The sequence below is a fragment of the Vibrio variabilis genome (assembly GCF_003263785.1).
GTDB lineage: Bacteria > Pseudomonadota > Gammaproteobacteria > Enterobacterales > Vibrionaceae > Vibrio > Vibrio variabilis.
On sequence record NZ_JYJK01000087.1, the window covers coordinates 105,750 to 131,066 of the forward strand.

Consider the following 25,317-nt stretch of genomic DNA (forward strand, 5'->3'; position numbering starts at 1 on the left):
CTAGGTTTCCTTTTCGAGTTCTGAGCGCTCAATTAGACAAAAAAAAGGCTCTTGATAACAAGAGCCTTTGTGTGACATTGATTCCGGTTAGAACGCCGAACGCTTATATTTGCGATACACAGGCTGCCAGAAGTTCTCTTCAATGGCTTTCAGTAGTGTCTCGTCAGTACATTCTTTCGCAACACCTTGCTCAATCGCCTTCTTAGCAACCGCGTAAGCAATGCGTTTTGAGACCAAGTGGATCTCTTCTAGAGGTGGCAATAGCTGACCAGAGCCTTTTTGTGCTAGTGGCGAGCATTCAGCAAGTGCACGGCTTGATTCCATCAGCATCTCATCGGTAACGCGAGACGCCTGAGCCGCCAATACGCCAAGACCGATGCCCGGGAAAATGTAGCTGTTGTTACACTGTGCGATTGGGTAGGTTTTGCCCTCGACAACCACTGGGTCAAACGGGCTACCCGTAGCAACCAACGCTTGGCCTTGAGTCCAACGAAGAATGTCGTTAGGCGTCGCTTCAACACGGCTCGTCGGGTTCGATAGAGGGAACACGATAGGACGTTCGCAGTGTTGGTGCATCTCTTGGATGATCTCTTTGCTAAACAGACCCGGAGCGCCGGAAACGCCAATAAGAACCGTTGGCTTGGCATTCTTAATCACATCATGCAATGAGAAACCTGTGTTTTCTGATTCCCAGTTTTGCGTGTGGCTGTGCTTTTGCACCAAACGTTGCTGGAAGTCGAGTAGGTTTGGCATGCCTTCTTGCAGCAGACCCCAACGGTCAACCATGAATACTTGTGAACGTGCCTGTTCATCGCTAATACCTTCAGATACCATCTGCGCGACGATAGCTTCTGCAATACCGCAGCCTGCAGAGCCAGCACCTAGGAAGGTAACGCGCTGCTCAGAGAGTTTGCTTCCCGCAGCTTTACATGCAGCAAGTAGTGAGCCAACGGTTACCGCTGCCGTACCTTGAATGTCATCGTTGAAGCAGCAGATACGATCTTTGTAGCGCTCAAGAAGCGGCATCGCATTTTTCTGCGCGAAGTCCTCGAACTGAACAAGAGCATCAGGCCAGCGACGCTGAACCGCTTGGATAAAGTCTTCAACAAACGCACGGTATTCATCACCCGTAATACGTGGGTGACGCCAACCCATGTACATAGGGTCAGCAAGGCGCTGCGGGTTGTTGGTGCCCACATCAAGAACGATAGGTAGTGTGTAAGCCGGGCTAATACCACCACAGGCGGTATAGAGCGCCAGTTTACCGATAGGAATACCCATACCACCGATACCTTGGTCGCCTAGACCAAGAATACGCTCACCATCCGTCACAACGATAACTTTTACGTTGTGGTTACGAGCGTTGTTTAGCAGATCGTCAATGCGATCGCGGTTTGGGTAGGAGATGAATAGACCACGACCACGACGATAAATGTTTGAGAAGTTCTCACACGCTGCACCAACGGTTGGTGTATAGATGATTGGCATCATCTCAGTGATGTGGTTTTGAACTAAACGATAGAAAAGGGTTTCGTTCGTGTCTTGGATGTTACGCAGGTAAATGTGCTTATCCATATCATTGTCAAAGCTGGTGTACTGCTTGTAAGCACGATCCACTTGCTCTTGAATGGTTTCAGTGGTTTCTGGAAGTAGGCCTTCTAGGTTGAAGGACATTCTTTCTTCTGATGTGAAAGCACTACCTTTATTAAGCAATGGAGTACTCAGCAGTGCAGGGCCTGCGTAAGGAATATAGAGTGGTCGTTTGTTGTTGTTCATTAGGTTACCTGATATGGGAACAGTCATTCGGGAAGTAGGAACAATAAGGGCGCTAATTTAACACATTTTGGCTGGGTTAGCGAAGTGCAAATGTTAACTAATTGTAGAATTTATCAAGGAAAAATCCGTTGCTCGGTGCGACTGTCACTGCAACTGTCGCTCGGTTCAGGGTATACTCGGCGTAACCATGAGAAACCGCTGACATATCCATGATCTTACCTATCGACGCCATTGAACACGACGTTAAACACGCACTCACTCATTCGCACCTAATTGTTGAAGCAGAAACTGGCTCGGGCAAGTCAACCAGACTCCCCATTTGGGCGATGGAGCAGGGTAGGGTGCTGGTGGTTGAGCCAAGGCGTATTGCGTGCACCTCTTTGGCGGAGTTTGTTGCTGAGTCTCTAGGTGACCGAGTTGGCAAAAAGGTAGGGTATGCGATTAAGTTGGAAAACCGATATTGTGATGAGTCAGATATCGTCTTTGTTACCCCGGGTGTTGCGCTACGTTGGTATGCCGACAATCAATTAGCCGATTTTTCTGTGGTCGTGGTGGATGAGTTTCACGAACGCCGCTGGGATACCGATCTGTTGGTATCTTTACTCAAGCAAAAGCAAAGTCATCGCACCATTATTACCTCAGCAACCATTGAGGGTGAAAAACTGGCGAGCTATTTCGATGCCAAAAGGCTGGTTGCGAGCGGCCGTGTCTATAATGTCGATATAGTGCATCGCAGAGACGACAGTCGCCAACTTCCAGATAGTCGTCATCTTGATAGTCGAATCAAACAAGAACTTGAGCTTCGATTGGATGAAACAAAAGGCGACGTATTGGTATTTCTCCCGGGTAGAAAGGAGATCCAACAAGTACAAAGTGCACTGACATCATTAGCGGATAATCGTGATTTGATGGTGACCCCGCTTCATGCCTCGGTGAGCGATGAGCAAAGAGCGCGAGCCATGACTGTGCAGTCTAAACAAAAAGTGGTGCTGGCGACCAATGTTGCTGAAACCTCGCTGACTATTCCCAACATTTCATTAGTCATTGATTCAGGGCTAGAACGTCGCAATGTCCAGCGCAACGGCCAAACGACGCTCATGCTTACTCACATATCCAAAGACAGCGCAGCGCAGCGTTCAGGTCGTGCTGGGCGTGTCATGAATGGCGTGTGTGTTCGTCTCTATGGAGAACATGCGGCGCTTGAGGCTGTGACACCACCTGAGTTGCAGCGTGAGTCTATTGTTGAGCCGATGCTCGCTGCTGCGGTGTGCGGCCATGACCTCGACGCCTTGTCTTTCATTGACACTATACCGGAAAAATCTTTAGCCAGTGCCAAGGCGCAACTGCTCGAACTCGGGCTATCGACCAGCAGGGCATTACAGAACATGGTTTAAAGCTTGCCCCTTTACCTATCGACGCCATCTACGCTGATTTGGTGACCAAAATGCCGACAAGGGCATTGAAAGAGGTGATGATAGATCTAACCGCGGCGATTTGTACCACGGGTAGGTTATATCAATTAACTAGTAACGAAGAAGCGTTGGAGCGATTAGACCAAGAAGAAAAGTATGGCTGTGATGCTGAATTGATGGTTGGTTTGGTTCGTGGGCATCAATATTCTGGGGTAACGGCAGAGCCAGATGCGCTTCGAGAAGCGCAAGGGCTTGCAGAGCAGATGCGCGCTGCGTTTGAACTGCCAGCACTGGAAGTCGCTTCTCGCTACGACAGAAATCAGTGGTTGGCGCAGATGATCAAAGCAACTCAAACTTGGTGTTTGTACGTCGTGAACGCAGACGTGATGCATTTGGCAACGGACATATAGAAGTATTGTTAGGGCGCGCGAGTCGGTTAAAGGAGCAATCCGAAGCAGCGCTTGTGCTTTCTACCCACTCATTACCGGGTAGAGGTGTAAAGCAAACGATGACCTTAGGAACCTTGATGATACCGGTGGAGCTCAAGTTACTGAGGGAGCAGGGCGTGGGTGAATGGGTGAATGGTGAGACTGAGCAAACGGAACAAGGATTAGTGAGTCACCAACACCTTGTGTATGCAGGGCGTAGAATCGGTCATCGTACTGGTCAGCTAGAAGGCGAGGCGGCGCTTGAAGTAATGAGCAATGCGATAGTGGAAGGAAAGTTGTATCCGGGTCTGGCCGAAAAAATTGGTAAGCAGATGCAGCACTTTCAGCTCTATTGTGATTTGGGGCTTGCTGACAGCACGAGTGAGAAATCTGTTCAGAGCCCAGAACAAAATTCTGCAACACTTTTAAAACGCTGGTTCTATCGTCAGCTTGTTGAACTTGGTGTTGAGAGTCAGGACGATCTTGAGCTAATTGAAGCCTCCGACTTTGTGTTTGAAGGCATTCCTGAGTGGGAGTATCAGGATTTTGCAGATAAATACCCTCTGGAGGTTCAGCTCAGTGGCTTAACGCTTGCCGTGCAATATTTCGGTAAAGGCAAGCTGGTGGAAGTCAGCTACTCATCGGGCTCTCGTAAAGAGGATCCCAAACGCAAAGAACTGCCCGCATGGTCTGGTTGGAGAGTGAAATACCGTAAGGCAAGTCGAGTACTCGATCTCCGTTAAATGCTTCACGCTTCAAAATAAAGCGGCCTAAGTTGCCGTTGTTTACAAGTGACGTTACGCAACAGAGTGCTGTTTGCTGAGTGTATGTTCAGGAGATGTTACAAGGTGGGTTTTTATATCACTTTTGTAGACAATAATTAGCTATAAAAGACCATTTTTATATATCCTATTGCTATATATGCGAGTATGAATGATATTGATTAGGTAGCATTCTGCAATCGGGAGTGAAGATGTGTGATGATAAAAAATCGCCAGTGGAGTTTGATTACACCAGTTTTCTCGGCGAATCGTGCAGTAAAAAATGGACTTTCCTCGAAGCAATTGCTTCGGTGGCTCCTGTGTTTGGTGAAGCTTGGAAAGAGACAACCAAACAAGACAGCGATCCAGACAGTCGCTTATGGCAAATAGCGTTACAGTCTCTTTCTAGCCGCCGTAGCGATGAATCGAATTTGGTCTCGTTGATCCGTATCGCAAGGGACGAGCATATCGAGCGCTTGCAAGTGATTATGCCGTACTCGCTAGAGCCGGAGCAAATCAATAAGATACAGAGTAAGGCCAATGCCGTGATCACCACATTGCCAGATGACGATGTGTTAATAGCGGAAATTCAGGCTTAGTGAGTTAGACTCTAGTATTTCGCTGGGTACATATCAGAAGAGGGGAGCCATTGGCTCCCCTCTTTGCTTTTCAATTCTGATTACACTTAATCGGCGATTAAGTCGTATTCAGCGCGCAGGATATCAATGATCTCCTGCTTTGGATTCTCGCTCAATGTGATTGGGCGTCCAGTAATTTTCTCCGCGATACCCGTGTATGTACGAGAAACATCCATCAGTGCTTCGAGTGGCAGCGCGTTGTCTCTTGCCAATGCTTCACGCTCAGGCATGCGCTCTTTGTTAAGCAGAATGTCTGGATCTGGGAAGTGGTTAAGTAGGAACTGGCGAAAACCTTCTTTTGAGTTTTCTACAATCTTACCTTGTTGGTAAGCTTGGGTATCCCAAATACGCGATGAATCTGGCGTGCCTACTTCATCCATATAGATCAGCTTTTCTTGGCCTTTGGAGTCAGTCACATAGCCAAACTCAAACTTAGTATCTACGAACGTTTGGTCAATTGCTTCCAGTGCTTGGCTGATAACACCAAAGCCATCTTTAAGCAATTTTTCATAGCCGTCGATGTCCTTAGCGTTCGAGAAATTGAATGCTTCGAAGTTATCGCTGATGTTTTGGCGTGTGATGTTCACATCATCCGCTTCAGGTACACCCGGGATCCCGCGCAAAATGCCTTTTGTAGATGGGGTGATGAGAATGTCTTCCAATTTAGAGTCTTTCTCTAGCCCTTCAGGCAAGGTTATACCGCAGAACTCGCGTTCCCCCTTTTCATACGCACGCCACATTGAGCCTGTGATGTATTGACGGCAGATAGCTTCAATCATTACAGGTTTAGCTTTTTGAACGATCCAAACAAATGGGTGCGGAATATCAAGAATATGGCTGTCAGCTAGACCGTTGTCTTTGAACAGTTGGAACCAGTGGTTAGAGATCGCGTTAAGCGCCGCGCCTTTACCCGGAACGCCACGAAGATCGCCTTCACCGTGCCAAATGCAATCAAAAGCAGAAATACGGTCGCTGATAACCATAATGGCCAGCGGCGCATCTTCTGCCACATCGTAGCCTTTTTGTTTGATTAGGCGGCGGCTATCTTCTTCAGTCAACCAATAGACAGAACGCACTTTGCCACTGTGAACAGGCTTATCGGTGCGGATTGGGAGATCGTCGTTTACGGCTAGAACTTGATCAGCAAGACTCATGGAGACATTCCTATCTGGTTTACAGTCGCGATACTGGGCGACAACAAGTGGAAGAGTGGAATCACTCATAATTGCCACGCATCATACCAGAACTGTTTGATCCTGCCAGAGAAAAAGCAAACGTTTGCGCAATTAGTTATCAAACTAACGTTAATCGATGAAAAAGTGTTCTTTGACACTAGGGACGCTTCACCGAGGTTAGCGGTAACAAGTGCGTTGCCATAGGACATGATACTGCAAGAGAAGACTGTGCGATTAGCGATAGTCCATCGTCCAGCGCTTGAAGGGCAGTGAATTTTCAGGTGCTGGACGATGAAGGAACAAATTAATGCAGGTATTGCTCGCCAGAGAGGAAAATCACTTCACATTGATGGCCTAGTGCCAATGCATTCAAAGTCGCTTGCTGTTGAGTAGTGAATGAGCCGTTGGCGATGATGGCGCAGGCATTGCCAGAACGAATCGCTTTCTCTACCACTTGGTATTGAGTAAGACTTACCGATGGCTTCATTTGTACCATGTGATTGCCAAGCTTATGGAAATGCAGAACTTGGCTTGTAGAAGGGCGAGGGCATTCTGCTGTTAACAAAATCCACTGAGGTCTAGATGTTAATTGCGACAACTTTTCGAGGATCTCATCTTGGATCCCAAGTTGTGCAACTGCACTGTCAAATGAAGTGTATGATCGTGAAACATTGTATCTAGACTGCATTGAATTGTTGATTAACATAATCCTGTTCCTTTATACATGTTGTATGGATATACAGTAGTTTTTAGTAGGGGAAAGATCAAGCACTTTTTGAGCGTTAATTCTTCATTTAATCTTAAGGTTATGTTTTTATTGATATTTATTTTCTAATGGAATGGCATGTTTGGTAAAGGATTCCCGTTATACAGTACTAACCATAAAAAACTACTGTATAAACGACCTGTACAAAAGCACGGTGCACATGATTAGAAGGGCATTGAAGTTAGGAAAAGAAAGCTGACGAGAGCCTTTGAGCGCGAATTATTTGAGAGGCGGAAACTAAAACGCCTCTGAGGGCAGAGGCGCATTGCGGTTATTGCTGAGCGTTAGCTCGATTTCTAAATTCGATTTCTGCTTGATTGAACTGTCTGACGTCCATGATGGCGAAACTCAAACACTTTTCACATGAATGATGGTGTTTACCATCAATGTACTCGTGTTTGGTGACAAAACTCGGTGCATGGCACCAATCGCAAATATCTTGTTTGGTGAATGTATACATGTTTACTCCCCACCCTTATATGTACGTTGGTACGGTGTTGTACTCGGCACGGGTGTTATTTTCGGGGCTTATTATGACACAAAAACAAGGCTTTTGTTAAATAATTGTTTCAAAAAATGACGACTTGGGTCGTTTTGGTTATATTTTGGTCACTTTTTAATAGCTTTAATGCTTTGATTGAAGGTGGGTAGTCAGAATGTTCAATGCAAGGTTGAGTTGCTTCATCTCTTCTTCGCTTCCTCGCGCATCGGGATGGTAAACACGGCTCAATTGTTTGTAGCGCGTTTTCAACTGCTTTGCGCTCAGTGGTTGATTCGCATCAAAGCCAAATCGCAGATACGCCTCCCTTAGCGCTGATATCGGCTGAGCACTCTGAGGGGCAGGGCGCTGTTTATCGTTGGCGAGTTTGAGTTGGCGTTGGAGTTGCTGAATGTAGAGCTGCTGCTTGGTGAGCTGGCTTTGCAACTGTTCAACGTCATTTTGAAGAATGGCGCGGTTTGCCTTCCTTTGTTCAAGCGTCTGAACGTGGCGGTGTCTATAGAAGAGTGTGGCTGCCAATCCCGTGATGATAAATAGATAAAATAGATGTAGCCAGCCATTGAGTCCCGATAGTGCTTCCTGTGAAGTAGCTGCTTTCGAAGAGTCTGTATCTAGTAGGTTTGCTTGCTCTTGTTGCTTTAGCGATTCGATTTGTCGCAATTGTCTTGCATTGTATTGTGCTTGCAGGGCGTCTTCATAAGCGTCTTGATAGGTCTCGGAGGCATCTTTAGCAAGCGAGTACCAAAGTACGGCTTGGTCTTCGTCTGCGATGTCTGGAGAGCCTTGTCGGTAGAGTTTCGCGACTTTGCCTAATGCGGTGACATCGCCGTTTACGGCCAGCTTAGTATACAGCAGCAGTGCTTTAGCTGGGTTGGCTTGCACCCCTCTGCCAAACTCTAAGGCTTGTGCGTAATTAAACGTTGCCGCGGTATGATTGTTTTCGCTGGCTTGTTGGTACCAGTAGGTGGCTTGGCTGAGGTCTCGTTTTACCCCTTCCCCGTTTCATAGGCCAGTCCCAGTTGGTATTGAGCGTCAGCATTGTTCAACGTAGCTTGCTGCTCAAGTTGAGCAATCGAAGACCATGCCGGAGCGGAAAACCAAACACAAGAAAGCACCAGGTAGCTTATAACCTTGAGAAAGCATCTTGGCATCGAGGAGACACTCCGGGTAGGCGCGACCGTTACCGCCGCGCTGGTGAATGTGGAGACTTATTTAAGCAGTTTTGGCGCTTGTGCACCATCAATAGGGCGGTTTACTGAGATCTTGCGACCTTTTTTTAAGCCCACTTCGTAGTCGGCGGTAATGTTCTTCATCGCTTCTTTGAGCTGCTGCTTGAAGGTTTCGCGGTCGATATTTTTGAACTCTTTATCGATGTAATTGTTGATCTTGTTTGCCGACTCATCATCAGGTGCGATGACAGGAAGCTTTTCAAGCGCACCCTCAATCCAGCCAGAGACAAATGAATTCACGCGTCGCGTCACTTCGGTATTCGCGGTGCCAGAGCCAGCAAAGCTATTGCGGAACTGGCCTGTATGTTCATTCATTTCACGGTAGATGATGTCAAATGCGAATGCGGCGAAAATGGCACGATCCGCCTCACCAATAAACTCGACACGCTTAAGGCCTTTGTGGTTTAGCAATACCGCTTCAACACCAAACTTAGTGTTAATACCGCGAATGACGCGAAGTAGAGTAGAACTGATGGTGGTTGGCAGTAAATGTGTCGATTGTGTCTTGCCCATTTTGATGAACTCGATATCGTCTTTATCGAGGCCATACTTAAGCATCAGTCTATGCGCCATTTTGATGGCGTTTGCTGCTTCATTGACGTTTGCAGAGTTACCAAGCTCTAGGCACTTAGCAATCTTTTTTAGGGCTTTTTGTTTATCCATCGACAACCTGAAGTCTCTATACCGCGGAAGAAAAAATGGGCACTTATTTTAGCGACTTTTGAACGAAAGGGGAAGAGTGTCACAGTCGGACTGAATGTTGATGAAACAGAGAGAGTGAGGAAGTGTTACAGCGCGAATTACTCAGTTAGGAACATCTCCAAGCGACCACATAGTCGCTTGGACAAAAAGAGTAAAAGTCGAAGAGATTATATGCCGAGTTCGTCAAGCAAATCTTGGCTGTTGTTATCGACGTTCGCTTTTGATGCTTCTTTCTCGGCTTGTTTCGAGCGCGCTTGTTCAATGATTGTGTCAGGGCACTCGTCTGGCTGTACTTCAAACTCTTCCATTTGGATGAACTCGGTTTTGTCCATCGCAAACTCAAGATAGAAAATGTTGTTGTTTTCCGTTGAGAAGGTGACGCGGCGCGCTTGAGGACGTTCTAGGTTAGTATCGACCGATAGAACCACCTGCTTGTTAATAGACAACATTTTCGGTTGGTTCTGTGTAATATTGGTTTGTAGTTCTTTACGTACTTTGTTGGTGAAGTCACCGACGAGTTGGTTCATCAGCTCGCCCAGTACATCGCCCACTTCATCAGAATTGTGGTGAATCGCGAGCTCTTCTTCAGGCATGCCCATATTGCGCATGTAGTTGGTGTAAAGCTCAAGCGCTGCTTTAGAGGTAAAGTTAATCACCACCAGTCCAGAAAATCCGCCATCGAACAGAACGAAGCAGCCGTAGTCGGGTTTTAGTGTGGTTTTTGTTATCTTCTGCACCATCGCTGAATAGGTGACACTCGATTGTGTCGCGGAGGTAAGGACGGTGGAAACCGACTGACAGAGTTTGAGCAGAATATCTTCTGTAGTGATTACTTTTGTTTTTTTCATTGCGAACCGCTTGATCTAATGATGTCTTCCATAGGTTTAGGAGTGTGTCACGAAGCTTACTCGTTGAAAAGGCATAAAACAGAGGTGTTATCCGCGAGTTTCCGATTTGATCACATTTTTAATTGTTGTAAAGTGGCTGGATAAGTAAAATCGATGTGCTTTCAGCGACGTATATAACGTTAGCCGTGACGTCTCTATGTACGCGTAAGAGCATTCATACAATTTACTCCTTTGCTGAGTGGATCAGCAGACTTAAGGGGCAGGAAGCTAAATGTTACCAAGATTACATACTCAAACCGATATTCATCCCACTGTGCAGGTGTTTCTCCAGCAGCTAGAAGCGAATGGCTTTAGCGGCGATATTGAAACCCAGTACTCCAGCCGTTTAGCGGTGGCGACCGACAACAGTGTCTATCAAAAACTGCCGCAAGCCGTTGTGCACCCAAGAACAACTCAAGATGTTCAATTGATTGGTGAGCTTGCTAACCAAGACAAATTCAGCTCTGTGACGTTTTCCCCGCGTGGTGGCGGTACTGGTACCAACGGTCAATCTCTGACTTCTGGCGTGGTGGTGGATTTGTCCCGCCATATGAACAAGGTGCTGGAAATTAATGAAGATGAAGGTTGGGTTCGAGTTCAAACCGGTATTGTTAAAGATGCCCTAAATGACGCAGTTCGTCCGCATGGGTATTTCTTTTCACCGGATCTCTCGACCAGTAATCGCGCCACTCTAGGTGGCATGGTTAACACCGATGCATCGGGACAGGGCTCTTTGAAGTACGGCAAGACCTCTGATCACGTGCTTTCTTTGCAAGCGGTGTTTGCTGATGGCTCGCTGCTTGAAAGTGATGGCTCGGGCGCAGCCGTTCCATCGGGTAGCTTTGCTGAGCGAGCTCTCGCGGTATCCAAGAACGTATGTCAGTCACAGCGAACCTTAATCGATGAAAAGTTTCCTCCGCTAAACCGCTTTCTAACAGGCTATGATCTGAAAAATGCTTATCAGCCAGACAGCGATGACTTTGACTTCACCCGTATTCTTTGCGGCGCTGAAGGTTCACTGGCCTTCATTACGGAAGCGAAGCTGAACTTAACACCAATTCCCAAGGCGCGAACCCTAATCAATGTAAAATACAATAGCTTTGATTCAGCGCTGCGTAACGCGCCGTTTATGGTAGAAGCTAACGCATTGTCCGTTGAAACCGTGGACTCACGGGTACTCAATCTCGCGAAACAAGATATTGTTTGGCATACCGTCAGTGATTTGATCAGTGAGGTGCCGGGCAAAGAGATGCAAGGCCTAAACATGGTCGAGTATGCAGGGCAAGATGAACAGGAAGTCGCTCGCGCAGTAAAAGCACTTACTGACAGCTTAGATGAGAAACTGAAAACCGAACAAGACGGCATTATTGGTTACCAAATTACCAATGATGTAGCGAGCATTGGGCGCATCTATAACATGCGTAAGAAAGCCGTTGGCCTACTTGGCGCCGTCAAAGGAAGCGCTAAACCAATAGCTTTCGCTGAAGACACCTGTGTACCGCCAGAGAATTTGGCGGACTTTATCGCAGAGTTTCGAGTCCTATTGGATGGCCACAATCTAAATTACGGTATGTTTGGCCATGTCGATGCTGGTGTACTCCATGTGAGACCCGCGCTAGACATGTGCGATCCGAATCAAGAAGCGCTCATGCACCAGATTTCCGATGAAGTTGTCGCTTTGGTGGCGAAATACGGCGGTCTGATGTGGGGGAGCACGGTAAGGGCTTCCGCTCTGAGTACGGACCTGAGTTTTTTGGTGACGAGCTGTTTAACGAGCTACGCCGAATTAAGTCTGCGTGCGATCCTCTCAATAAAATGAACCCTGGTAAGATTTGTACCCCGCTGGGGAGCGAAGATGAGCTGGTAAAAGTATCTGACGTTAAACGCGGCACTTTCGATCGTCAAATTCCAATTGAGGTAAGAGATAGCTTTTCTCAAGCGATGGAATGTAACGGTAATGGCTTGTGTTTCAACTACGATACCGCGTCGCCAATGTGTCCATCGATGAAGGTGACAGCCGATCGTCGTCATTCTCCAAAAGGCCGTGCAGGTTGGTTCGAGAATGGCTAAGACAGTTGTCGGAGCAGGGCTTTGATGTTATAGAGCTTGAAAATGCGACCAAGCAATCACCGAGTGCCAAAGGATTGATTGAAAAGTGGCGCAATACCTTTAACAAGCGCCACGAATACGATTTCTCGCACGAAGTGTATGAGGCGATGAATGGCTGTTTGGCTTGTAAAGCGTGTGCGAGTCAATGTCCAATCAAAGTCGATGTACCCAGCTTTAGAGCTCGATTCCTAAACTTGTATTACACTCGCTATCAGCGCCCGGCGAAAGACTATTTGGTGGCGAAACATCGAAACCATGTTGCCTTATATGGCGAAAGTGCCAAAAGTCGTCAACTTTGCGCTTAAGCAGCCTCTAGTGCAGAAGCTAACGGAAAAGTCGGTGGGCTATATTGATGCGCCACTGCTGTCAGTTCCAACCCTGAAATCGCGAATTAAGCACCAACCTGTTTCAGAGTTCAATTTAGAACAGCTTCAAGCGATTCCAGCCACGCAGCGTCAAGATTACGTGTGCATTGTTCAAGACCCGTTTACTAGCTTTTATGATGCGCAAGTGGTGGAGGATTTCGCCAAGCTGATCCTAAAACTCGGTAAGAAGCCAGTGATGCTGCCGTTTAAACCCAACGGCAAAGCCACTCACATTAAGGGATTTTTGGCGCAATTTGCGAAGTCTGCCCAAAATACAGCTGACTTTTTGGCGCAGGTTGCAGCATTAGAGATACCATTAGTTGGCGTAGACCCTGCACTCGTGCTTTGTTACCGCGATGAATACGCCGAAATTCTTGGGGAAGCGCGTGGTGATTTTGATGTGCTTACCGTGCATGAGTGGCTCACGCCAATGCTCAAGACTATTGAGCCAAGTCGCGTTGTTGATGAGGCAGACTGGTATCTGTTTGCGCATTGCACTGAAAAAACCAAAATGCCAAATGCGGAAAAAGAGTGGGGCACTATTTTCCAGCACTTTGGTGGGCGCCTCACGACAGTTCCTGTCGGGTGTTGCGGTATGGCAGGCACGTTTGGCCATGAGTCAGATAAGTTGCAAATGTCGAAAGATATTTATGGACTTAGCTGGGCACCTAATTTGGACAAGCTTCCGACAGAGCGCTGCTTGGTCACTGGATACTCTTGTCGAAGCCAGGTGAAGCGTTTTGAACAGGCGGCAACCAAACATCCATTGCAAGCTGTGTTGCAGTTGATGAGTTAACCATCTTACAGAGCGTCCTAGTCGGGCGCTTTTTTATGTGCATTGAAGAAATATCAAGGAGTCGATAGTGAAAGCACTAGAGCTGAAGATACCGCCGGTGTTGGTTTTTTTGATTGTTGCCGCTTTGATGTACTTGGTGGCTAGATACGACAATGGTTGGTTGTATACCTATATTCCGCTGAAAAGTGTTTGGGCAGCGGGGCTGTTTATCTTAAGTGGGTTTATTGGTGTGTCCGGTGTGCTGGAGTTTAGAAGGGCGCAGACGACGGTCGACCCGACCAAACCCGACAAAGCTAGCTGTGTCGTAGACAGTGGCATCTTTGCAAAAACTCGAAACCCGATGTATCTAGCACTGTTTGTTTTGCTTCTCAGCTGGGGTTTTTGGCTCGAAGACGGCTTCGCGCTCACCTTGTGTTGGCTGTTTATTCCTTATATGAATCGATTCCAAATAAAACCTGAGGAGCGAGTGCTAGAGTCTATGTTTGGAGAGCCTTACAAGCAATATAAAGATAAGGTTAGGCGCTGGGTTTGATGCCATTCGATAGAAAGTAAAAAGCCGTGTCATGTTAATGAAGTGACACGGCTTTTTTGATGCTTGTTAAGCGTTTTGGTGTAGCGTCTCTAGAAACAGATCTTTACGTTCATTGAAGCGATTTACGAGATCGTCGACTGCATCCGTATCGTAGGCTTAAGGCCACTGGCAACCATGCGCTTAACGCCTTTGCCAACGACATCGCCATCTTCTTTAAATGCAAAGTTAAGTGTGACCACACCACGTTTGCCTTCGACATCAAATGTTGCACCAGTGAACTCGACTTCTGGGTGCTGAAGATCTAAACGGTCAAACTCAACTTCCATGCTTTCGTAAATGACCAGAGGGCGCTGGCAGTTGATCATCATCTGCTCTTGTTCCATTAAAGGAACCATGATGTGAGGGAAGTTCATACCAGAGAATTGAACATAGTTGGTCACGACATGTTCGATGAAAGCCTGGTCATGGCTAACTTCACCTTGGTGAGTCATCTGTAAGTATTCTTTGCCTGCGGTATCAACAACAGCACTTTCGTGCTCGCCTTTTTCGACAACGTTCAGCGCAACACCCTCACTGACCATGCCTGAGAAGTTAAAGCGCATTTTCTGGCTAATGCCTTCTTTTTGAAGTAGGACGGCGAATAGCAGATCGCCTGGTACACAAAAGCGTTTGTTGTCTTCATCATGAATAGGATTGAAATCGCCTGCGACCTTTTTAGCAAAGTGGCTTGCTTGCTGACGGGTGAACTCAAATTGGTTTTCGCTTGTTGATACGTAAGGTGTTAGAAACATAATTCTCTTAGGATTAACTCAATTGCTGGCGATTATATATTAAGAAATCGTTTAACTGGTTCATCCAGTATAGATTTTACTTAGAATTGTCGGTTTGAAGTTTGTGCTTTGAGGCACAGGACTCAATTTTTATGTTTGGATAAGCAGTAAAAGAGAAGGAGGCGCAATTGAGCCTCCTTGGCACTTATAACAAGATACTCGTGATATGTGGATCTAAGCAGAAGCTGCTTCAGACTCGTTGGGCTTGGAAATCACAACTAGAGCGGCAATACACACAAGGGCCACAACAATACCGCCTAATGAAAGCGTAAACACGGACGCATAGCCAAACATGTCAATCGACATGCCTGCTAGCATCGCCCCAACGCCAAAGCCTCCAGCCATACAAAGCATAAGCAGACCTTGAGTCAGTGCCGGCGAGTTCGGGCTCAGTCTGCCTGCAATTGCTGGAATAATCATGTCATTCCAGGACATGGCTTGCATGAGCACGACGAGCAGCGCGATGGGTAAGATAGCATTCACATCATGCCCTGCCGTCAACCAGAACAAAGAACCGACGACCAAGTAGACCGCTTGTGCCGCGTACCAAACCATAAACGGGCCACTTTTTTGCATCCAGCGCCCGGCAGATTCAAGCATGAAAATACTGATCACGGCAGAAACCGCCATACCCAGCGCAGAATTACCGATCTCTACGTGGTACACCTCTTTAATAAGCAGAGGACCGAGCTCCATGAGGTTAGAGGAAAGAAACATGGAGAAAAACACGGCAAGCAAAAATAGGAACCAAGGCATCGCTTTTTTGGTTGTTGTCGGCCTGTGTTGTTGCGTGTCGTCTGATACGGCTTCCTGTAGATTCGATTCGACTGCTGGTGGTGGAGCAATGGATACCATAACGAGGACAACAAAGACGAGTCCCATCAAAATCAATAATTGGTTGGTGCTACTAACGGCCATCCAATCCGCGAGCGCAACAAGGAGTCCGGTTACAACGATGCCGAAAAATTGACATTGATAGAGACTCGCCAATCCTCGTCCTTCTTCTTTTTGATTCTTGCTAGAGGCAATCACAAAGGTAGGGTTAAGCACGAGTAACGCAACACTGCCCAAACCAATGAGAGCACCAACAATCCAATAAGTCGTGGTTGAGGTGTCGGCAAAGTAGAGGGTCAACAGCGCAATAAAGTGGGTCAATAGAGCAAGGCGCTGCAAGATTTGATGGCAGGAATATTTGTCAGCTAGACCGCCAATTATCGGTGCAAGTAATCCAGCACCGCCAATCAAGGCCATAACTTGACCAAGCAAAGCGCCGCTGGCGGTTCTTTCAATGATGATAGGATTGAGCAAAATTGCGATGCCTACCCATTGGACAATCCCAAGTGAAGCTTGGGCAAAATGCCATAAACGAACACCCTTCATAAGTTGTGACCTTCTACTAATAATTTACTCATGAATTTTCAAGTATCCGCATCAAGATACAAGTAACATACTCTGAGTTACCTTCTCACATTCGAAGACGTGTTACCTTGAAGGATTAAAAATTCGAACTAGAGCATCCGCAGACAACAACCAGGCCACAATAACCATCTGATCTGTTGCATATTTTACAGCTTCATCTAACTTTATTAGACACACGCGAGCCAATTTCTCTTCGTTTACATAGCGCGTCGGAGAAAGAGGTGCATAAAGGAGAATCCCTATGAAAGGTGGAAATCTAATCCGGTATTTTGCGTTGGCAGTGATAGTACCAGCAGCGCTTGTGGGGTGCGCAAAATCTGAACCCGAGCCTGTGGGCATGGCAAATCCCGCTGCTGTCTATTGTGACAAACACGGTGTTTATGACCTAGAAACAGGTATGTGTACTTTAAAATCGGGTGAAAAAGTGGACGCATGGGAGTATTTTCGAGCTCATCATCAGCAAGGCCCAGATAGCGCAGCACGTTTCTGTGAAGCGACAGGTGGTAGTTATATAGAAGATAAGAAGCAGTGTGCTTTGCCAGATGGTAAAGTCATGGATGCCGAAGAGTACTTTCGTGACCATCAAATGAGTGGTGCGGGTGGTTAAGGTAATTAGCAAAATTACAGCTTTTCGCCACCATTTAAACCGTCGACTTTTATTTGGTGTTAGTGTTTTTTTCACGATTAGCATCACAGGCTGTACCAACCCTATCATTGAGCAAGAACCAGAGATGTATACCACCTCTGGTTCGATCGCCCCTTATTCGCAATCCAACTTCACTCAATATATTGAACAAACCACCAAGTGGCTTGATGAGACTCGTGTGTTTCATGGCGCTGGATACGATGCTGAGATGAAAGCGGTAAGTCCTTATCGATTAATGCCAAATCATCCCAATGGGCAGGGTGTGCTATTGGTACATGGGTTAGGCGATTCGCCGTATTCGTTTATTGATATTGCACCTGTCTTGGCTGAACAAGGTTACTTAGTGCACGTCATGTTGCTGCCTGGTCACGGTTCTCGCCCAGCAGATTTAATGCTACCCAATGTGAAGGACTGGCAGGATGCGGTTGCCAATCAAGTTGCGCTGTTAAAAAGCGACGTTGATGAAGTATGGTTGGCGGGGTTTTCTACTGGAACAAACTTGGTGACTTCGTATGCGGCTCAAAATCCAGAAGCAGTCAATGGGCTGGTCTTATTCTCACCTGCCTTTAGTCCTGATGATGTCATCGTACGTTTTGCTGGAACAGCAAGTCTCTTTGTTGACTGGGTGAATGTTGCAAAGGAGCAAAATTATACTCGCTATGACTCACTTGCTATGCACGGTGCCGCGCTCTATTACCAAACGACGACGCAGGTAAAGCAGGATTTAAAACAGTATCAGTTGGAAGTACCCGCCTTATTGATGGTGACAGAAAACGACGAGTTGATTGATACCGAAGCCGTGTATTCGCTGTTTAGAACCGAGTTTGTTCACCCAAGCAGTCGTTTGGTGTGGTATGGCGAAAAGCCTTATCCCGACGCCCGGGTTATTAAGCGCAGTATGGATCTTCCAAAGCAAAATATCGAAAGTGGTTCGCATATCTCAGTACTCTATCGCGCCGACAATCCTTTATATGGGGAAAGAGGGCTAATGCGACAGTGTGGAGGAGCAGAGGAAGGAGAGGTCTATACGGTGGATTGTGTGGGTATGCCGACCTTAACTTATACCGCTTGGGGGCTACTTAAAGAAGATCGCGTCAGTGCACGTCTAAGCTGGAATCCCTATTTCGAAACCATGATGGAGAGGGTGGTTAAGTTTATGCAGACGGCGAACCAGAAACAAGCAATTGAATGACCGCATAAATCTTTGATTATTTTATAAAGGCAATCTTTGTTGTCTTTATTAACTAGTACGCTGTGTTGATCTGCTTCAAAATATTCTTTTATAAACAAATAACAATTAAAGAACATTCAACTTTTTTGTTAGCAGGTTCTCAAATTATATCCTATAGTAATGACATGTACGGTAAGTTATAGATAATACACTTAGTTAGATCGATAATGTCTTGTTTGAAAACACGAACAAGGCTCGATAAATCGAGTATTGTAAGTAGGTAAATAAATGAATAAGTTCAACATAATCAGTAGCTGGTTCACACTAGACTACAAAATCGCTTTCTTCTTCCCTTCGAGATAACTCTCTCGCACTGTCCAGTGCGTCTGCCTGACAGCAACATGCTGACTGCAACACAAGGTATACTGACACCCGTTTGTACTCAAACCAATGTTTACTCAGAGCAATGTTTACTCAAACCACAGTTTACCCGTGTTAATGATCATAGCCTGTGCTATTGGCGTCATAAAATAAAACAATCAAACTCAATCGTATCTGGATATATTCCTAGATAGGGTTATCTGTAATTACAATTTTTCTCGGCCGTGACTTTAAATAAAAGGCGTGAAGATAAATATAGATAGGGTAATTAATAATGGAAAACTTCAAACACCTACCAGAACCATTCCGCATTCGTGTTGTTGAGCCTGTAAAACGTACTACACGTGAATATCGTGAACAGGCGATTATTAAAGCGGGTATGAACCCATTCTTATTAGATAGTGAAGATGTATTTATCGATTTACTGACTGACAGTGGTACAGGTTCTATCACACAAGAAATGCAAGCAGCGATGCTACGTGGTGATGAAGCGTACAGCGGCAGCCGCAGCTACTATGCATTGTCAAATGCAGTAAAAGACATTTTCGGGTATGAGCTTACTATTCCAACTCACCAAGGTCGTGGCGCAGAACAAATCTATATCCCTGTGCTCATTAAAAAGCGTGAAAAAGAGAAAGGTCTTGATCGCAGCAAGATGGTGGCGCTATCGAACTACTTCTTCGATACCACTCAAGGTCATACTCAAGTTAACTGCTGTGTGGCGAAAAACGTTTATACAAAAGATGCGTTCGATACTGCTGTGAATGCCGATTTTAAAGGTAACTTTGACCTTGAGAAGCTAGAGCAAGCGATCGTTGAAGCGGGGCCTGCAAACGTACCTTATATAGTTAGTACCATTACGTGTAACTCAGCAGGTGGTCAGCCAGTTTCTATTGCAAACCTAAAAGCAGTTTATGAGATTGCTCAGAAGTATGACATTCCAGTGATTATGGATTCAGCGCGTTATGCGGAGAATGCGTACTTTGTTCAGCAACGTGAGCCTGGTTATCAAGACTGGACTATCGAGCAAATCACACGTGAATCGTACAAATATGCCGATGGTCTAGCGATGTCTGCGAAAAAAGACGCGATGGTGCAGATGGGCGGTCTACTTTGCTTTAAAGACGACTCGTTTATGGATGTCTATACCGATTGTCGTACCTTGTGTGTGGTTCAAGAGGGTTTCCCGACTTATGGTGGTCTAGAAGGCGGTGCAATGGAGCGTCTCGCTGTTGGCCTATATGACGGCATGCGCCAAGACTGGCTAGAGTACCGCATCAATCAGGTTCAATACTTAGTGGATGGCCTGGAAGCGATTGGTGTGGTTTGCCAACAAGCTGGTGGTCACGCGGCGTTTGTCGATGCTGGTAAGCTTCTTCCACATATCCCAGCGGATCAGTTCCCTGCGCACGCACTGGCATGTGAGCTGTATAAAGTGGCGGGTATTCGTGCGGTTGAGATTGGTTCACTGTTGCTAGGTCGCGATCCAGCGACAGGCAAGCAGCATCCTTGTCCAGCCGAGCTACTTCGCTTAACGATTCCTCGTGCTACTTACACGCAAACGCATATGGACTATGTCATCGAAGCGTTTGAGAAAGTAAAAGCCAACGCACACAACGTGAAAGGGCTCGACTTTACTTATGAGCCTGAGGTGTTGCGTCACTTTACTGCCAGACTGAAAGAGGTGGAAGTGGCCGTAAAAGGCGAAGCTCAAAAGGCTGAAGAGAAGCAACTCGAAGAAGCTTAGTCACACCTAAAGAACGCAGCCTTTGAGCTGCGTTCTTTGTCCTAAAAACAACATAATAAAAAACAAAATAATAACGATAAATCACCCTAATCCAATAACGTGAATTTAAGAGAGCAGAATGATGAAAAAGAATCCGTCGCTCATTGGTGGCGCGTGCATCATTGCCAGCGTCTGTGTCGGCGCTGGCATGCTTGGACTACCCAGTGCGGGAGCAGGCGCATGGACCGTCTGGTCAATGCTGGCGATCGCTATTACCATGATTGTTATGACAATATCGGGCTGGATGCTGTTAGAAGCATTTAGACATTACGACCTAAAGGTCTCTTTCGATACCGTGACCAAAGATCTTTTGGGTAACAAGGTCAACTTACTGAACAACATTACCGTCTATTTTGTTGGTGGCATATTGCTCTATGCCTACATTACTTCTTCCGGTTTAATCCTTCAGGATGTGTTAGGTCTGAACGCGAAAGTGGCGTCGGCACTGTTTGTACTGATTTTCTCTGCGTTCGTTTGGCACTCCACACGAGCGGTAGATAGAATCTCCGTCGTTTTGATTGCCTTCATGATATTGAGCTTTGTGTTTGGTGTGTCAGGGTTGGCGGTCAAGGTAGACATGTCGGTTTTGCTTGACACCATCGGTGAAGAAAATGCCTACGCGCCATACGCAATGGCCATGCTGCCAGTTGCGTTGACATCTTTTGGTTATCACCACTCTGTCTCATCCATGCGAGCTTACTACGGTGAAGAGACCAAAGCTAAATACGCGATTTTGGGCGGTACAGTGATAGCACTTAGCCTCTACTTTTTGTGGCTGTTTAGTATCTTTGGCAACTTACCGCGCGCGAATTTTGGTCCGGTAATAGAACAAGGCGGCAACGTTGATGCATTGCTTAAAGCGCTTGGCTCAGTCATTGAATCCGAGCAGGTTGCGAACGCGATCAACACCTTCTCTATGGCGGCGATTTTGTCATCGTTTATTGGTGTTGGCTTAGGTGTATTCGACTTCTTAGCAGACTTCTTCAAGTTTAGCGATGACAAATCAGGTCGCACCAAAACGTGGCTAGTTACCTTTTTACCACCACTCGTTCTGTCGCTGCTGTTCCCATTCGGTTTCGTTATTGCCATTGGTTATGCAGGTGCGGCTGCGACGGTGTGGGCCTGTATTATCCCTGCATTATTAGCACGCAAAACACGTCAGGTGCATGCAGGAGCAGGAGGTTTCACGGCTCCTGGAGGCAATGCAATGATTTCTGTCGTCATCGGGTTTGGTGTATTGACCGCAATCTTCCATGTGCTCTCTATGTTGGGAATGCTGCCTAACTTTACTGGCTAACGTTATTCTCTGTTTTAAAACCACCATTATTTACATTCAGTGTGACCAGTGGCCTTGTGCTACTGGTCCTTTCTGACTGCAATAAACAATTAGGAAAGTAAAATGAACGCAATTTCTACAGACAAAGCACCGCTTGCTATTGGTCCATATGTTCAAGGGGTGAGTTTTGGTGATATGGTTATCACCTCGGGTCAGTTGCCAATTAATCCTGAAACTAAAGTCATGCCAGACGATGTGGCTGAGCAAACCGGTCAGTCTCTTCAAAATGCGCTCGCGATCATTTCAGCATCAGGTTTGGAGGCAAGAAATATTGTTAAAACCACAGTGTTTGTGAAAGATCTTAATGATTTCGCCAAAGTAAATGAGGTATACGAGCAGTTTTTCATCAGCCAGAATGCTCCATTTCCGGCGCGTTCATGTGTGGAGGTAGCAAGACTGCCAATGGATGCCAAAGTAGAAATTGAGGTGATTGCTGTAAGAGGTTAGTTGGCATTTGGGGGCGCCTCTAATGCGGCGCCTTATCGTGAGCTCGCAGCTCGTTCCAATATCTAGACGGGTTTTATTGTGTGGTCACACTAAATTGAATTGTTATTTGCTCTGCCAAGTTTTACTGATCCATCCCCCAATATTCTCATCAAAGTAGCTTCCGCTAAATTCTTGTTTGTATTCAACGACATTGTCGATGCTCGGGCGTTCATCCAAAAGGTGATTGATATACACAGCCATCGGGTCATCAAATTGATCACGCCGCTTTCTTTCTGCCACTTCTTTGATGATTTGCATGCGGTATGCCTTGCTCATTTTTTTCATGTTTTACCTCCATTGTTGTGAGCGGTCTATCAAACATAGAAGTCAATTCTACCTTGGTCAAATTATGAACAGTGGTTTGTAGAAAAATATACTAAAGGGTGATATGGGAGTTCTCGTGGTACACCCAAGAGCAATCTGTGTGGGGAGGAATGACTCACTTTCTTTGAATATCGATAAAGTAAAAGTCTGTAAAATCGGAAAAAATCGCCAGTGGATAGCACCTCGTTACCCCGAGCTTGTGTTAAACTTAATGCAAACAATAATCATTAAGCAGATACAAATGAAAAAACCAACCCCTAAAATGGCGTCTGTTAGTCACAAACAGATCCTGTCTCCCAATATGATACGCATCACATTACATAGTGAAGCATTTACACAATTTCCAATGGACAGCTTGGGCGGTTACATCAAGCTGCTTTTTAACGAGCATGGCGGTACTGATCTTGATGATGAGCCATTTGATGCTCGACCGAAAATGCGTACTTATACTATTCGTCGTCTAGACACATTGCGTGGTGAAATTGATGTTGATTTCGTCACTCATGTTACGGAAGACAAGCTTTGTGGCTTTGGTGCGCGTTGGGCTATGGCCGCAGAAGTGGGGGATACGATATCGCTCGTCGGCCCAGGTGCTTTACAAGAAGTCGATGTGGCAAAAGATTGGTTCTTCTTTACCGCAGATATGACGGCCTTACCCGCGCTGTCAGTGAAACTGACTATGTTGCCACCAGATGCGAAAGGCTATGCCGTGGTTCAGATAGAAGATATGGCAGACAAACAAGATATTTACGTACCTAAAGACATGCAGATTATTTGGACGACAGGCTCGTTATCGAATGAAGCAAAAGCGTTACCATGGTTTGCGGGTGAGCCTTTTGTATGGTGTGCAGCCGAATTCGATGAAATGAGAGCGTTGCGCCAGTATTTTAGAAACGACAAAGCGATCCCGAGAGATGCTATTTACATTAGTAGCTATTGGAAGCGTGGTATTGCTGAGGACGGACACAAAGCAATTAAAAAGGAAGACCACGAGAAGTTTGAGTCTCAATAGTAAATTGTGACTTGCAACTCACTATTCTCGATATACTTATTCGATCCGATGATAATTCTATTAGTGAGTTGTCATCGTTCTTGATTGCTTCTATAAAATAACCTCGATCTTGGTGACTCTTTCTTACGACTAAGGTCGAGGATTTAACCAAAAATTATCCTACTCAAGTCACACTTTTCCATCCTCTTGTGCTGAATTATTTTTACTAGCAGATTAAGTGTCTGTTTGTTACACTGCGCGGCATAAAATATAACAACACGATTACATCCCTATATCGCTCAATATCTCTTGTACCCTACATACGAGAAATAGCGAGCCTTTAATCCTAGAGAGGCCCCCGGTTACTATGAGTAATAGCAACATCTCGCAAACTGAAATCCACCAAAATCAATGGCAATTAAATCAAACACTCGCTGAGTCCATTCTGCCGCTACTAGGCAGACTTTATCGAGAGAAAGGCGTAGAGGTGCTTTTATTTGGTAAAACACTCGTCAACGCAACTACCATCGATATTATTAAAACTCACCGTGTTTCCCGCCATTACAGTTCTACTCCTGTCTCTATTTCTCAAACTGCTCCAATCATTGAACGTCTAATTGAACTTGACCTTTCTCCTTGTTGTATCGACGTAGGTCAATTGGCAACTCAATACTGGTCTCAAAACGAGAGTCACCAAAATATTGATGACTTTTTGATGACGGCTCTTAATGAAAGCATTGAGAGCAATGGTTCGCTAGAAGCACGTGATGTTGTGCTGTACGGTTTTGGACGTATTGGCCGTTTGCTTACTCGCATTTTGGTTGAGAAGAGCGGGTCAGGTTATCCGTTACGTTTGCGTGCTATCGTTGTACGTGGCGGTCGAGACGGTGACCTTCAAAAACGTGCTAGCTTGTTGCGTCGTGACTCGGTCCACGGTCAGTTCAATGGCAGCATTTTAGTTGACGAAGATAACAAAGCCTGATAGTGAATGGCAATTACATCCAAGTTATCTACGCGAATAGCCCAAAGGATGTGGATTACACTCAGTACGGAATTGAGAATGCACTTGTCGTCGACAACACAGGTGTTTGGCGAGATGCAGAAGGCCTTGGTCAGCACGTCGCGTGTAATGGTGCAGAAAAAGTACTGCTGACTGCGCCAGGCAAAGGAGACATCAAAAACATCGTATTTGGTGTCAACCACGAAAGTATCTTAGCTGAAGACACGATTGTATCTGCCGCGAGCTGCACCACGAATGCCATTACACCGACGCTTAAAGCAGTGAATGATAAATATGGCATTGTGTCTGGTCACATCGAAACGGTGCACTCTTACACCAACGATCAAAACCTTATCGATAACTATCACAGTGGTGATCGCCGCGGGCGCTCAGCATCACTTAATATGGTATTGACCTCGACAGGTGCAGCTAAAGCGGTGGCCAAAGCGCTACCTGAGCTCGCAGGTAAGTTGAGTGGTAACGCTATTCGTGTTCCGACCCCGAATGTGTCAATGGCAGTTGCGAATTTGAATTTGGAAAGCAATACCACGAAAGAAGAGCTAAACGCTTACCTTCGTGAAGTGTCGCTAACATCTCCACTTTCAGCTCAGATTGACTATACCGATTCGACGGAAGTTGTGTCGACGGATCTCGTAGGAGCACGCCATCCGGGTATCGTTGATGGACAAGCAACCATCGCACAAGATAATCGCTGTGTACTTTATATCTGGTATGACAATGAGTTTGGTTACAGCTGCCAAGTCGTGCACTGCATGGAACAAATGATGGGTGTGAAGTATAAAACCTATCCAGCGTTAGCGTAACAATCCATCGTTGCTATTCAATATTAAGTATCTAATATTCAGTATCTA

The 25,317-nt window shown here is 46.0% G+C and carries 18 protein-coding genes and 5 pseudogenes; 12 read left to right on the plus strand and 11 right to left on the minus strand.

Annotated features, from left to right (window positions below):
* Positions 1–87: 87 nt before the first annotated feature.
* On the minus strand, positions 88–1,776 hold the full coding sequence (locus tag TZ48_RS15585) for an NAD-dependent malic enzyme (RefSeq protein WP_112479831.1): 1,689 nt from the start codon (positions 1,774–1,776) through the stop codon (positions 88–90).
* Between the two features lie 209 nt (positions 1,777–1,985).
* Here TZ48_RS15585 and TZ48_RS15590 point away from each other — a divergent pair.
* Positions 1,986–4,359 (plus strand): annotated as a pseudogene (locus tag TZ48_RS15590) (helicase-related protein).
* Positions 4,360–4,589: 230 nt separating this feature from the next.
* The gene (locus tag TZ48_RS15595) at positions 4,590–4,976 is read left to right on the plus strand and encodes a hypothetical protein (protein ID WP_042498440.1); all 387 of its coding nucleotides are present in this window, start codon (positions 4,590–4,592) and stop codon (positions 4,974–4,976) included.
* A gap of 86 nt (positions 4,977–5,062) precedes the next feature.
* On the opposite strand, the gene TZ48_RS15600 is transcribed toward TZ48_RS15595, so the two are convergent.
* The 7 genes and pseudogenes from TZ48_RS15600 to TZ48_RS15630 form a co-directional block, all read right to left on the minus strand.
* Positions 5,063–6,169: a phosphoribosylaminoimidazolesuccinocarboxamide synthase gene (locus TZ48_RS15600; protein ID WP_112479832.1), complete on the minus strand. Its 1,107-nt coding sequence runs from the start codon at positions 6,167–6,169 to the stop codon at positions 5,063–5,065.
* A gap of 325 nt (positions 6,170–6,494) precedes the next feature.
* A complete protein-coding gene (locus tag TZ48_RS24450; RefSeq protein WP_162674616.1) occupies positions 6,495–6,686 on the minus strand; it encodes a hypothetical protein in 192 nt (63 codons plus the stop codon).
* A gap of 541 nt (positions 6,687–7,227) precedes the next feature.
* Positions 7,228–7,416, minus strand: a complete 189-nt coding sequence (locus TZ48_RS15610; protein WP_042498447.1) for a hypothetical protein — start codon at positions 7,414–7,416, stop codon at positions 7,228–7,230.
* Positions 7,417–7,581: 165 nt separating this feature from the next.
* Positions 7,582–8,424 (minus strand): annotated as a pseudogene (locus TZ48_RS15615) (J domain-containing protein); the annotation flags it as partial.
* A gap of 17 nt (positions 8,425–8,441) precedes the next feature.
* Positions 8,442–8,606: a hypothetical protein gene (locus tag TZ48_RS24455; protein ID WP_162674617.1), complete on the minus strand. Its 165-nt coding sequence runs from the start codon at positions 8,604–8,606 to the stop codon at positions 8,442–8,444.
* A 57-nt stretch (positions 8,607–8,663) separates the two neighbouring features.
* Entirely contained in the window at positions 8,664–9,347 is a 684-nt protein-coding gene (locus TZ48_RS15625; RefSeq protein ID WP_112479835.1) for a DUF2786 domain-containing protein, read from the minus strand.
* Positions 9,348–9,553: 206 nt separating this feature from the next.
* Positions 9,554–10,234, minus strand: coding sequence for a DUF3334 family protein (locus TZ48_RS15630; RefSeq protein ID WP_112479836.1), 681 nt, complete (start codon positions 10,232–10,234; stop codon positions 9,554–9,556).
* 271 nt (positions 10,235–10,505) lie between these two features.
* On the opposite strand from TZ48_RS15630, the pseudogene ydiJ reads away from it, so the two are divergent.
* Together ydiJ and TZ48_RS15640 are read left to right on the plus strand one after the other, a co-directional pair.
* A pseudogene (ydiJ, locus tag TZ48_RS15635) lies at positions 10,506–13,543 on the plus strand (D-2-hydroxyglutarate dehydrogenase YdiJ).
* 67 nt (positions 13,544–13,610) lie between these two features.
* Positions 13,611–14,075 (plus strand): methyltransferase family protein, encoded by a 465-nt coding sequence (locus TZ48_RS15640; RefSeq protein ID WP_112479837.1) that lies wholly within the window; start codon positions 13,611–13,613, stop codon positions 14,073–14,075.
* Positions 14,076–14,141: 66 nt separating this feature from the next.
* Here the strand turns inward: TZ48_RS15640 and TZ48_RS15645 are convergent.
* Positions 14,142–14,866 (minus strand): annotated as a pseudogene (locus tag TZ48_RS15645) (DUF3581 domain-containing protein).
* Positions 14,867–15,079: 213 nt separating this feature from the next.
* A complete protein-coding gene (locus TZ48_RS15650) occupies positions 15,080–16,285 on the minus strand; it encodes an MFS transporter (protein ID WP_112479838.1) in 1,206 nt (401 codons plus the stop codon).
* A 280-nt stretch (positions 16,286–16,565) separates the two neighbouring features.
* Between TZ48_RS15650 and TZ48_RS15655 the strand changes: the two genes are divergently transcribed.
* The 6 genes from TZ48_RS15655 to TZ48_RS15680 all read left to right on the plus strand — a co-directional run bounded on the left by TZ48_RS15655 (position 16,566) and on the right by TZ48_RS15680 (position 22,091).
* Positions 16,566–16,931: a DUF333 domain-containing protein gene (locus tag TZ48_RS15655; protein ID WP_112479839.1), complete on the plus strand. Its 366-nt coding sequence runs from the start codon at positions 16,566–16,568 to the stop codon at positions 16,929–16,931.
* A 124-nt stretch (positions 16,932–17,055) separates the two neighbouring features.
* Complete coding sequence (locus TZ48_RS15660; RefSeq protein ID WP_162674618.1) at positions 17,056–18,162, plus strand: alpha/beta hydrolase; 1,107 nt, start codon at positions 17,056–17,058, stop codon at positions 18,160–18,162.
* Positions 18,163–18,429: 267 nt separating this feature from the next.
* A complete protein-coding gene (gene tnaC / locus TZ48_RS26370; RefSeq protein ID WP_112479975.1) occupies positions 18,430–18,504 on the plus strand; it encodes a tryptophanase leader peptide in 75 nt (24 codons plus the stop codon).
* A 292-nt stretch (positions 18,505–18,796) separates the two neighbouring features.
* Positions 18,797–20,269, plus strand: a complete 1,473-nt coding sequence (gene tnaA / locus TZ48_RS15670) for a tryptophanase (protein WP_112479841.1) — start codon at positions 18,797–18,799, stop codon at positions 20,267–20,269.
* Between the two features lie 121 nt (positions 20,270–20,390).
* Positions 20,391–21,605: an aromatic amino acid transporter gene (locus tag TZ48_RS15675; protein ID WP_112479976.1), complete on the plus strand. Its 1,215-nt coding sequence runs from the start codon at positions 20,391–20,393 to the stop codon at positions 21,603–21,605.
* A gap of 102 nt (positions 21,606–21,707) precedes the next feature.
* The gene (locus TZ48_RS15680; protein WP_112479842.1) at positions 21,708–22,091 is read left to right on the plus strand and encodes a RidA family protein; all 384 of its coding nucleotides are present in this window, start codon (positions 21,708–21,710) and stop codon (positions 22,089–22,091) included.
* 102 nt (positions 22,092–22,193) lie between these two features.
* Here the strand turns inward: TZ48_RS15680 and TZ48_RS15685 are convergent, their stop codons facing one another.
* A complete protein-coding gene (locus TZ48_RS15685; RefSeq protein ID WP_042498477.1) occupies positions 22,194–22,415 on the minus strand; it encodes a hypothetical protein in 222 nt (73 codons plus the stop codon).
* Positions 22,416–22,695: 280 nt separating this feature from the next.
* Here TZ48_RS15685 and TZ48_RS15690 point away from each other — a divergent pair, with 280 nt between their 5' ends.
* Both TZ48_RS15690 and TZ48_RS15695 read left to right on the plus strand, forming a co-directional pair.
* A complete protein-coding gene (locus TZ48_RS15690) occupies positions 22,696–23,466 on the plus strand; it encodes a siderophore-interacting protein (protein WP_112479977.1) in 771 nt (256 codons plus the stop codon).
* Between the two features lie 346 nt (positions 23,467–23,812).
* Positions 23,813–25,269 (plus strand): annotated as a pseudogene (locus tag TZ48_RS15695) (glyceraldehyde-3-phosphate dehydrogenase).
* Positions 25,270–25,317 lie beyond the last annotated feature (48 nt).